The organism is Clostridium beijerinckii (assembly GCF_008705175.1).
GTDB lineage: Bacteria > Bacillota > Clostridia > Clostridiales > Clostridiaceae > Clostridium > Clostridium beijerinckii.
Window position 1 is genome coordinate 5,768,572 of record NZ_CP043998.1, and the last position, 12,288, is coordinate 5,780,859.

The window sequence follows — 12,288 nt, forward strand, 5'->3', positions numbered from 1 at the left end:
ACTCAAAATTAATGAATGTCAAATTATAAGCCATTAATAAATAAATAGATAGCTTTTTTGAAAAGCTACCTATTTTTCACTTAAAACATATAAGATATCATTTACCAAATTCCTATTCTATCCCCCGGCTTAACATACATACCATCTTTTTCAGTAATTCCATATGTGTCATAGAACTTTTGAAATTGTGGTAGGACTGCATTTACTCTAACCTTATTAGGAGAGTGAACATCTATGATTAATGCATATGTTGCATATTCTTTTGTTGTTATTTGCCTCCAAGTAACTGCATAACTTTCAAAAAACGCTTTATAATTTGCATTATTCATTTCGCCTAGTATATCTAAAAGACAGGATACTCCACCTATATCTGCAATATTTTCTCCCACAGTAAGATTGCCATCTAACTTTTCACCAGGCATTGCTTCAATCTGACTATAAAAATTTGCAACCTTTTGAGTCTTTTGCATAAATTCTTTATAATCCTCTTCGGTCCACCAATTATTAAGGTTACCATCAGAATCATATTGGGCCCCAGTATTATCAAAGGCGTGGCTAATTTCATGACCAATAATAACTCCAATTCCACCTAAATTAACTTCCTTAGGTGCATTTACATCATAAAAATGGCCTTGAATTATTCCGCCTGGTATAATAATCGAATTTTCTGTTGCACTATAAAAAGCATTGACTGTTTGAGGTTTAAACTGATCTTCATCTTTATCCACTAGTTTGTTTATTTTATTAAACATCTTATCACGCTCAAATATTCTAAGTGTCATTGCATTTTGGAAAAGTGATCCACCTTCTTCGTATGATTTAATATCTAACTTTGAATAATCATTCCAACTGTCAGGATACGCTATCTTTATCTTTAACTTATCTAGCTTATCAATAGCATTTTTTTTAGTTTGACTACTCATCCAATCAAGATTATCAATTCTCTTTTTGTAAACTGCTATAATATCCTTTGTTATGGATTCTACATCTTTTTTAGTCTTTTCAGGAACATATTTTTCAGAATAAAGTCTTCCAATAGCCATTCCCATCATAGAATTTACATTATCAACGGCCTCTTCCTCTTTTGATACATTACCAGTTATGCCTAGCATATTACTTGCGTATTCTTTATTGGCATTTTCAAAATCCTCACTTAAATAATTTGATGCATATAGTAAATTAACTATTTCAATATAATTTTTAATGAGAGGTAAATTTTCTTTATTATATAATTTATTAAATGCTTTCAACCATTCTGGGTCTTCTAAAATAATCTTATTAGCTTTGTCTATTCCCATATAATTCATAATTTCTGGTAGATTTAAATTAGGAGCTAAATTATTTAATTCTGCTACTGTATATACATTATATTGTTCATCAATCAAATTCTTAGTTGTAGCCTTTTCCTTTTTTCCTTTAATATACGGAGCTACCATTTCTTCAAATTTAAACATATCATCAACTTTTTTCTGAGATTCTTGTTGAGTATATCCACTTAACATCAATATTTTATTATAATAATCTTCCGTTAACTTACGCTCTTTTTTGCTATTCTCTGTTGGATTAGTATATTCATCTGAATCCCCTAAACTAAGCGCAGTAGGACTTATATAAAGTATATTTGTTTTCACATCTTTTATATCTTTTTCTACAGAAAACTTTATTGTTGAGTTTAATATCCTCTTATCCTTCCAGAGCTTAGTAATATCATCTATTGTTCCAATTGATTTAATTTCATCTAAATTTTCCTTTACTGGTTTTATCCCTTCTCTATTTCTTGCTTCTATATTTAAAGTATTATTGTAAATATTTATTATTTTCTTCTCATCACTATTTTCTTTATACGCATCCTTATTAATCAACAAATTGTTAATTATATCTTTGATTTGTTCTGTTACTTTATTCTCAACATCATCAAAAGTAGACGCAGTAGATTTTCCATCTTCAATTTTAGCATTTTTAATCCAATCACTATTTACTGCATCATAAAAATCATCATTTAATCTTACTCCTTGACTATTGTTTGTTACTGATGATTCCTCTGCCATTGCAACATTATGTGATCCATTAGATACAACCAGCATAAATGCTACTATACTTGCTACTATACTTAACTTTTTAATTTTTTTCATTACTACACCTCTCTTTCAGGATAGCTTTTTATAATTAGCTTTTATAACTTAATATTAACCTCTGTTTATATTACATGTGCAATAATATTTATTATGTTTCACTAATAAAATCTACTCCCTAGCCCCTTTAGCTTATGAAATTCTTAGTGATTTGCCTTGTCCAGATAAATATATCCATATAAATAATTGGTATCATATATTTCTCTATACCTAAAAGTTACACCATTCCAAGTTGATTCTGATATATAAATTTTACCACCATCTATTTTTTCAACTATTGCTACATGTCCATCGCCTCCAGAATTAGGCATGTTAGATTTCCAAACTGCAATAGCTCCTACTCTAGGTTGAGAACCATACTGGTATTTACCGCTTTTTTGATTTGCGTCCCACCATTCATAGGCATTTCCTATAAATCCTGCATCACTTGGCTTTACTCCTGTAATTTCCCAAGCGCGTCCCCAAGCATACCATGTACAATTTCCTTTAATCGGTTTTCCTCCACTATAAAATGGTGGCGAAAGTTTAACTTTATAAAAAAGATTATCATCAGAATAGTAATACTTATTATCTGTACTTGGCTGTGTATTCCTTATATCACTAAGCGAACTACTGATCGCATTAGAATTTTTATTATCTACTGATGGAGTACCTACACTAGAATTAGGTATATTAGAAGAGCTTGGACTCTTTGTTGTATCATCTTCCGGTTTATTAAACGTGACCCATTTAGAGCTTACCCATCCCCTTTTTCCATTTATTATTATGGGATAGAATCCATTTTTTTCATCATCAACAATTTTAACCTGTGCACCTCTGTATATATTATCAATTATATCTGACGAAGTTGATGCATCTGATCGAACGTTTAATGAATCATTATTTGTCGCAACATATGCAATACGAGAATTTGTGTCATCCTTTACACCATTTACATTCTCTGATCCACTTTCTATTTGCTCAGTATTACCATTTAGCATTTCTCCGCTATCAGAGAAAGTATAAACTTTGCCACTTATGCCTAATGTTCCAGTTTCCATTTCTCCACTAAAATTAGTATAATACCAAGTGCCATTGTCATTTACCCATCCTATGCTCATTACCCCATCATTATTAAAGTGATACCACTTTTCACCAACCTTTTTCCAACCTATAGTCATCTCTCCACTATTAGATAGGTTGTACCATTTTCCATTATCACTAAGCCATCCTGTTTTCATTATTCCATCTGTATTAAAATAATACCACTTTTCATCAATTTCTTTCCAACCAGTAGTTTTAATATCTCCATCTAACCAACTCCAACCATTGTTCTTATCATTAATCCATTTAGCTGATGCTGAGATATAACACATGTTTGTTACCATTAGAGTTGTCATTCCCGTTATTATAATCTTTTTAAGAAATTCTTTGTTCACTTTCTTTTCCCCTTCATAAATTATTTCTTATACGTAACTCATAATATACTCTTTTATTGTTTATACATAAAAAATTACTACATTAATTTCAATATAAAACTAATCTCAATAAGTTAAAAGAGTCCCCCCTTGGAAAATAAATAATACTCTAGGAATTTTAATCCTTATACATTAAATATTAACTCAAAATCACTTAATTAACAAACATAATTATAATTAAAAATAACAAAATCTGTATTTAGAAACATAATAAACTTTTTATATTTCTAAATACAGACAATCTTTAAACAATTATTAAATTTTGCAATGTCAAAATTCTCTAAATGAAAATTCTAAAACTCAATTAAAGAAATAACCTTATTATAATCAAAACAATAACACCAGGAACTCCAAAAAAACCTGCTATCAAAGCGGTAATTGGATTAATCGCCAGCGAAAAATTAAAATTTATGCCTATTAATCCGAGATTTGCAATTATAAAATTAGCTAAATATAATATTACAACGCCTATGATACCATTTATAAGTATTTTTATCGGCCATTTTAATAATCTTATCATTAAAAATAATAATATTATCCCTGCTAATCCATATATTAAATATTGTCCCTCCATATTTAGCTCCCCCACTTTATTTATTCAACAATTCGTACATTATTTTCTACTACATAATTATGTTCTACTCTTATCCCCTTTTCTCTTGCTATTGATAATAAGTAATCATATCTTTTTCTTGCAACATTTTCTGAATAAATAGCTACTTCTATTAATTTGTCATCGTTAACATTATTAAACATGCTACGAGCCACATTTATTTCCATTTTTGCAATTTCCATATCATGTAATAACTTAGCATACATAGTTGAGTCATTAGTCTTGTTCATCAGGTACTCTACAATATTTTTTTTATTCATGTAAATCCCTCCAAAAAACTTCTTACTACCATTTTATCCATTCAATGGTAAAAATATACATAATTTGATTTCATAATTTATTTTAATACTGTAACACTTTTTCAAATTTATATATATTATACTTAAGAAGCTTTTCACTCATGCAGATAGAAACTTCTAACTCCCATCTATGTAACACTTTTTAGGAACCTAAATTTCTTTAGGTTCCTTATTTTTATGCTAATCAAAAAAATTTTATCAAAAAAATTATGCTATAAATGCTGTCTAAAACCTTAAAACTAATCATTTGTCTTTATCTGTTAATTTTCTGTAAACAATCAAAAGTTCATTTTTTAAATACATTTTTTATTTTTCCCAAAATACTATATCAAAAAATTGCAGAGATGCTTTAGCCTCTCTTTTTTATTACATTTGCCTACTAAAATTATACTCTAACCGCTTTATGCATTTGCTCTTAAAAATTTAGTTACTTCTTCTGGTAAAAGAGGCTTGCTGAAATAATATCCTTGAATTATATCGCAACCTTGTTCTTTTAGATATTCATACTGTTCTTTTGTTTCTACACCTTCTGCAATTATTTCGGCATTAATACTATGTCCTAAAGAAATTATATGGTTAATTATTTTTTTATTTATATCATCATTTACATTACTAACAAATGTTCTATCTATTTTTATGCAATCCACTCCAAATTTCTGTATATACTTCAATGAATTATACCCCGTACCAAAATCATCAATAGATATTTTCACCCCCTGCTCTCTTAAAAGATTTAAGTTATTTGATAAATTATAAACCGAATCCATGAGTACACTTTCAGTGATTTCTAATTCAATACATTTAGCAAAAATACCTTTTTCTGCAAGTATTTTGCTTACAACTTCAGCAAATTCTGGTTTTTGCAATTGAACTACAGAAGCATTTACTGATAATCTAAAACCTTTAAATCCTAATTCATACCACTCCTTAAGCTGTTTAAAAGCATTATTTAGTACCCATTCCCCAATGGGTATAATAAGTTTTGTTCCTTCCGCGACTGGAATAAAATCAGCAGGACTTATTATTCCTCTTTTTAAGTGTTTCCATCTTATTAATGCTTCCAATCTTACTACTCTTTTAGTTCTCGCATCTATAAGAGGCTGATAACACAAAAATAGTTCTCCATTACCTATTGCATCTTTCAAATCGCTTCTTATATTGTTACGAAGGTTTATTTCTCCTATCATGCAATTATTAAAATGCCGCGAATTATTTTTACCTTCTTCTTTTGCTTTATACATAGCTATGTCCGCTTTTTCTAGAAGCATTTTTCCGCTTTTTCCATTATCTGGATAAACAGCAATGCCAATACTTATTGAACTGGAAAGTTTGTATTTATTAACAATTAAAGTGCAGTTAAACGAATCTATGATTCCTCGTGCAATCTCGTCTGCCTCATCTATACTATTTAAATTGGGTAGCAAAATTGCAAATTCGTCTCCGCCAACCCTACATAATGTATCTGCATTTCTGATACAAGCTTTAAGCCTTGCTGCAATCTTTTTTAAAAATAAGTCGCCTATATGATGTCCATACATATCATTAACAATCTTAAAATTATCAATATCAAGAAACATCACCGAAAGCTTTAATCCCTCTTTTTTGGCTTCTTCTATAGAAACTTTCAGCCTGTCCATGAATGCTGTACGAAGAATTGTTCCAGTTAACTGATCATAATGTACAAGGCGTTCTAGTTTTTCTTTCATCCTTTTTTTCTCTGTAATATCAGTATGAGAACCTGCTACCCTGACCGGTTCTCCCTTATCATTAAACAATAATTTACCTTTACTAGATACCCATATATACTTGCCCTCTTTTAATTTTATTCTATACTCACATATATAAAACTGACTTTTTTCTTTGAAGCATCTATGCAAGTTTGAAGTAACTTTTTTAATATCTATCGGGTGAATACGTTCTATCCATTTTTTATGATATTTAGGAATTTCCTGCTCCTCAAAGCCCAGCATCTCACTCCATTCTTTTGATATGTATACAGTATCATTACTTAAATCCCAATCCCATAAACCATCACTCGAACCTTCACTAATAAGTCTATATCTTTCTTCGCTCTTTTTTAATGCATCTTTTTGCTTCTTTAACTTCTTTATATTGTTCTTTAATTCTTCTTGTATCATAAGCCCCTTATTCATAGCTGACAATTCTCCCCACCTTCTTCGAAATTTAAATATATGTATGTAACTAAATCCAAACCAAGCCTTCTACTTATCTTTAAACCTTAAACTGTGAAACTATTTTTATGAGCATCTTAGATTTTTCTTTTGCTAATTCAGATAAATTAATAACCTCATTTGACCCATTCATTATTGCTTCTGATTCCTGTGCTATGCTGACAGCACCTTGAGCTTCTTCATTAGCAGAACTTGCTATCTCTTCTATTGCTCTGACCATATTTTGTACTGAAGCCAAAAGTTCTTCTGAAGTTGCACTAAAGTCTGCAACCATGATGTCTATGCTAAATGAGCTTTCACTATATTTCTCACTTGATTCCACAAGTATGTCATAGTCACTCAATACTTTTTTATCAATAAACTCTAATATTTCACCTGAACTGCGTGAAAGGTTATTCACAGCCTCCATTATTATATTGGTGACTTCCTGTATTCTTATGACCATATTTTTAGAATCCTCTGCTAACTTTCTAATTTCATCAGCAACAACTGCAAACCCTTTACCCGCTTCACCTGCTCTAGCTGCTTCAATAGCTGCATTTAAAGCAAGCAGATTAGTTTGTGCAGTTATCGTAAGTATTCCCTCTGCTAATTCATTGATTTGGTTTACTGTTTTTGATTGCTCTATAGCTGCCTGCAAGCTGTTTTTTGTACTTCCATAAATCTCAATAGCATTATCTTTTGACTTTATTGCATTTTGCTTCATTTCTCTGGCCATATTACTTACATTATTCACAACTACAGCACCCTCTTGTGCTTTAGTTGCGATAGATTCTACCGCTTTTTCAATCTCTGTAGATGTTGCGCTCATTTCTTCAGCTGAAGATGCTGTTTGCTCTGTTCCTGCTGACATTTCTTCTGTTGTAGCTGAAATTTCCTCTATTCCTTTGTTAAGTTGCTCCATATTGTTATTGACATTATTAAGCATCTCACTTACAATTGACGATTCATCAACCACTTCTTTTATAATATTTCTTATTGATGTTTGCATAGTATCAATTGCATTTACAAGTGTTCCTGTTTCGTCCTTTGCTTTAAGAAGCTTTGCAGGTACCTCCCTTGTAAAATCCCCTGCGGCTACAACTTTAAGATATTCTGAAGCTGTTTTTATTGGCTTAGATATACTTGATGCTATAAAGTAAGTAATTACTATACCAACTCCTAAAATAATGGTTGATACAATTAGAACTGTTTTAAAAAGGTTATCTATTTTTGCCATTACTTCTGACTTCGGAGCGGTTATACTCAATGACCAATTAGTCCCTTCTACAGGGGCATAACCCATATATTTAGTTATACCATTGAAAGTATATTCACCCACTCCTTCTTTTCCTTCAATCATTTGCCTTTGCAATTCAACTAGCTGCATAAGTCCAGAGTCTTTTTTTACTTCCTCGAAAGCATTGTATCTATTTATAACAAGGCTTTTATCTTTATGTGCAATAATGGTACCACTCCTGTTAATCATAGCGGCTTCACCATTGCTTCCAAATTCGATATCACTTATAAGTGCATTTAATTTATCTCCATCCCGTACTGAAACCATAACACCCTTTACTCTATCGCCATCTTTAATTGGAACTGCATAAGCAACTACAAGTTTATTAATAATCTTACTTTTGAATGGATCTGAAATTGCTCTATTCCCTGATTTTGCTGTTTTAAAATAGTCTAAATCTGCAATATTGGATGTCTCACCATCTGTTGTAATTGCATTTCCATCTATATCAACAATACCCATATTTATATGATCAGCTCTTTGTGCTTCACTTTTCAATATTTCTAGCTTTTCATTTATACTGAGTTTATCACTTTTAATAAAATCACTTTCAGCTAACACCTCGAGTGCATTTAGCTGGCTATTAACTCTTTCTTGTACAACCTTTGAAGTTTCTTTAGCCAAATTCGGAAGTGATTCATTTACACTGTCCTTTAAGGCATTTTCTGAAGCCAAATAACCAATAACCCCAAGTCCAGAACAGATAAATAATATCAATATCCCAAAAATTACAGCTAATTTAATTTTGATACTCTTAAATTGCATATACATCCTCCTTGTTTAATAGCAAACTTTCATATAAAATATGTAATAAATATTTACAGTTATCCAATTTCTGTATCACTTATGTCCTTTTGATAATAATTAACGATAGCTCTATCCAGCTCCTCACTCATCAATAAAATTTCTTCGGTAATATTATGTTTGATTATTGAATTCCAATGCTTGTACAAATCCACTCTTAATCTTTCAATTTCATCCATATTTTTACATATTTTATATGGATCTTTTTTCACCTGCTTCACTCCTATTCTTAGTTGTATTTTTATTCTTTTGCGAACAATAGTTATCATATGTATTAAATTAAATAATTATTATATAATAATATATAGTTATTATATTACAAAATTTATTTTCTGAATTTTTTTGTATAAAATGTCATAGCTGTGGCTATGACATTTTATGTGCGCATATATTGTAGATTAAATAAACTATTATAATTATTATATTAACTTTGGGGGAATAAACACTATGACAACAAACATGAAATTTGGAGAATGTCTTCGCTATCTACTTTCAATTCTAGATATAAGTAATGTCAAACTATCAAAAGCCATAAATATTGATGCATCTCTTACCAACCGATGGGTTAATGAAAAAAGGACTCCTTCATATAATACAGATTATATTGAAAAAATCTCTGAATACCTTTCAAGTTGTATTTTAAATTCTTTTCAGATACAGCATTTAGATGGACTTTTCTTGAAGGTATGTGGGGATAATAAAATTGAAATTAATCAAAAAGAAAAAATCAAGAAAATTTTATTGCAATCACAAGGCTATTCTATAGAGTGTGGCCAGAAGATACTAAAGGAAAGTAAGATTAATACTACTTCATTGAACTCGCACAACACTAATTCTTCAATAAATTTATCAAGTGAAGATAAAATAATTGCAGGATATAAAAATATATTAGCTGCAAGTATTTCCTTATTAGAAGATAGTTCAAGGCATGAGTGTAATAATGATGTAATTTATCTTTCATTTAATAGTAATACACGTTTATCCAGCCATTTCTATGACTTGATTTGTTTTAGATCGGCCATACTAAAGGCTATAAATAATGGTTGGAGTATATTATTTTTATTAAAATTAAATAACAACATCAATGATATAATTGATTTTATTGATTTTGCACAGCCACTTATAGGTACTGGCAAATTTCACCCGTATTATTTTAAAAAATATGATCTTTTTTCTACATATGAAGAATTTATTGTTGTTCCAGAAATAGGAACATTATTGGGCTTGTCGAATAATCCACATTCAGAAATTGATACAGCCTTTTATTTTAGGAATAAAGTCGCTGTTAATATATTCAAGAATAAATTTAACACAATGATTACTAAAGATACCACTCCTCTTGTTAAGTATTATAAATCTGATAACGCCATTGATTATTCTAATTATCTAACTAAAAACGAAGATGTCATCGGTAATCGAATTCTATACAAAAGAGATTTTAGTATTTTGATGCTTCCAGAAAATTTATACAACAAACTTTTGCAGAGCGAAAAACTTAAAAGTGATGAGATAAATACATCTTTGGAATTTTACAAGAAACGATCTAAAGCATTTTTATCAAATATATCTAACTATAAATACACAGACATTTATCATATAGATTGCATTAACACTCTAATTAAATATAGAAAAATTTCTCTTTATTTGTACAATAAGGTTGAGGAAATCAATTTGAAGGTCGAAGATGTTATTAAACTTTTAAAAAACATAGTAACTTTGCTTAATAAATATGAAAACTATAATATTGCATTCATCTCTCAAGATTTTAATAATACGACACAGGATCCTATATTGTATTGCATGCTTAAAGAAAGAAGTGCTGTAATGGTAGAAACATATAAATACTTAAAAACTACACCAGAAGTTCGATTATCAATTGAAGAACCTATACTTGTTAAAGCATTTGAAGTATATTTTAATGAAATTTTGACACAGATTGCTCCTATGAATAAAGATAAGAATGAAATTATCGATTGGATACAATACCAAATAGATTTTCTCAAAAATCATGATTAAATATTAGCATTGCATTACCACTCACCACAACTCTACAACACAATTTTATTTTTATGCAACAAGAGGAAAGTTATCTGTAAACTTGGAAATTGCTTGTCTGTTATTATTTATCGATTTTCTATAAACAATAAACAATCTAAATTTTATTTTTTCTAATGATAATCTTTACTTTATTCCTAAATTGGTATATAAAAAATAAATAATTTCCTATTGTAGAATGAAGGTTGTGTCATAAAAATAAGGGAAAAAAGACTGGTCATTAAACCCTTCCTTTCTCCCTTTTATTCTTCTCTTATCAGTATTTCTGACTTTTAGCCCAAATTAAATAACATAACTCTAATTTCTCTAAGAAAATCTTTTTGCCATGACATATGTTTTTTGCGTAAACTATTATTTAATTGTATTTTATAGTTCTTTTCTTCCCTCTAGTGCCTTAGATAATGTAACTTCATCTGCATAATCTAAATCACCACCAACAGGTATACCTGAAGCAATCCTAGTAACTTTAACATCAAGAGGTTTAAGTATCTTAGATATGTACATTGCAGTTGCCTCTCCTTCTATATTAGGATTCGTTGCTAATATTACTTCCTTTACATCTTCGTTCATTCTAGAAACAAGCTCTCTAATTCTTATATCTTGAGGACCTCTTCCTTGCATTGGAGATATATTTCCATGTAATACATGATATACTCCATTGTATTCTTTAACCTTTTCCATTGTCATAATATCCTTTGGCTGCTCTACAACACATATTGTACCCTTATCTCTATTAGGATTCCCACATAATGCACAAGGATCTTTATCTGTAAAGTTTCCACATACCGAGCAATACTTAACCGTTCCTTTTGCCTTAACTAATGCATCCGCAAATTCCTTAACTTCATCATCCGGAAGATTTAATATATGTAATGTTAATCTTTGAGCCGTCTTTTGTCCAATACTTGGTAGCTTGGCAAATTCTTCTATCAACTTTTCTATGGCTACTGGATAAAACTCCATCATAATTTATAATTCTCCTTTATCTATATTTTTAGCCTATTATAAAAAGCATACAGGCTGAAGTTTCTTCTACACTCCTGTATGCTAACTTATTAATGACTATTGAAATTCTTAGAATAACCCGCCTGGCATTCCACCTGTTAGTTTACCCATTTTACTTGAAGTTTCCTCTTCTGCTTTTCTTAGTGCTTCATTAACAGCACTCATTACTAGGTCTTCAAGCATTTCAACGTCATCTGCATCTACAACTTCTGGTTTTATGTTAATTGATGATACTTCTTTTTTACCAGTTACTTTTACAACTACAGCACCACCACCTACTGATGCTTCAAATTCCTTTGTCTCAAGTTCCTTTTGCATATCTTCCATTTGCTTTTGAAGCTTTTGTGCTTGCTTCATAAGGTTATTCATATTTCCGCCACCAAAGCCTCCTGGAAATCCACCTTTTGCCATAAAAAATCCTCCTCTTTCTTGAATCTCATTCATTAATTATA

Annotated in this window: 10 protein-coding genes; 1 reads left to right on the forward strand and 9 read right to left on the reverse strand. The window is 30.1% G+C overall.

The window, feature by feature from the left end:
• Positions 1-101 precede the first annotated feature (101 nt).
• The 7 genes from F3K33_RS25400 to F3K33_RS25430 all read right to left on the reverse strand — a co-directional run bounded on the left by F3K33_RS25400 (position 102) and on the right by F3K33_RS25430 (position 8,988).
• On the reverse strand, positions 102-2,132 hold the full coding sequence (locus F3K33_RS25400; protein ID WP_039772954.1) for a M13-type metalloendopeptidase: 2,031 nt from the start codon (positions 2,130-2,132) through the stop codon (positions 102-104).
• Positions 2,133-2,275: 143 nt separating this feature from the next.
• The gene (locus F3K33_RS25405; RefSeq protein WP_039772952.1) at positions 2,276-3,550 is read right to left on the reverse strand and encodes a CHAP domain-containing protein; all 1,275 of its coding nucleotides are present in this window, start codon (positions 3,548-3,550) and stop codon (positions 2,276-2,278) included.
• Between the two features lie 343 nt (positions 3,551-3,893).
• Positions 3,894-4,163 carry a pro-sigmaK processing inhibitor BofA family protein gene (locus tag F3K33_RS25410; RefSeq protein WP_039772950.1) on the reverse strand — a complete coding sequence of 90 codons (270 nt, stop codon included), beginning with the start codon at positions 4,161-4,163 and terminating at the stop codon, positions 3,894-3,896.
• A gap of 20 nt (positions 4,164-4,183) precedes the next feature.
• Entirely contained in the window at positions 4,184-4,462 is a 279-nt protein-coding gene (locus F3K33_RS25415; protein ID WP_012061098.1) for a YaaL family protein, read from the reverse strand.
• A 440-nt stretch (positions 4,463-4,902) separates the two neighbouring features.
• The gene (locus tag F3K33_RS25420) at positions 4,903-6,654 is read right to left on the reverse strand and encodes a sensor domain-containing protein (RefSeq protein ID WP_154861699.1); all 1,752 of its coding nucleotides are present in this window, start codon (positions 6,652-6,654) and stop codon (positions 4,903-4,905) included.
• Positions 6,655-6,733: 79 nt separating this feature from the next.
• Positions 6,734-8,737, reverse strand: coding sequence for a methyl-accepting chemotaxis protein (locus F3K33_RS25425; protein ID WP_039772948.1), 2,004 nt, complete (start codon positions 8,735-8,737; stop codon positions 6,734-6,736).
• Between the two features lie 59 nt (positions 8,738-8,796).
• Positions 8,797-8,988 (reverse strand): Spo0E family sporulation regulatory protein-aspartic acid phosphatase, encoded by a 192-nt coding sequence (locus F3K33_RS25430; protein ID WP_039772947.1) that lies wholly within the window; start codon positions 8,986-8,988, stop codon positions 8,797-8,799.
• A 235-nt stretch (positions 8,989-9,223) separates the two neighbouring features.
• Here F3K33_RS25430 and F3K33_RS25435 point away from each other — a divergent pair, with 235 nt between their 5' ends.
• On the forward strand, positions 9,224-10,792 hold the full coding sequence (locus F3K33_RS25435) for a helix-turn-helix domain-containing protein (RefSeq protein WP_039773974.1): 1,569 nt from the start codon (positions 9,224-9,226) through the stop codon (positions 10,790-10,792).
• A gap of 405 nt (positions 10,793-11,197) precedes the next feature.
• Here F3K33_RS25435 and recR read toward each other — a convergent pair whose 3' ends face one another.
• Positions 11,198-11,794 (reverse strand): recombination mediator RecR, encoded by a 597-nt coding sequence (gene recR, locus F3K33_RS25440; protein ID WP_039773976.1) that lies wholly within the window; start codon positions 11,792-11,794, stop codon positions 11,198-11,200.
• Between the two features lie 111 nt (positions 11,795-11,905).
• Positions 11,906-12,247, reverse strand: coding sequence for a YbaB/EbfC family nucleoid-associated protein (locus F3K33_RS25445; RefSeq protein WP_023974902.1), 342 nt, complete (start codon positions 12,245-12,247; stop codon positions 11,906-11,908).
• Positions 12,248-12,288 lie beyond the last annotated feature (41 nt).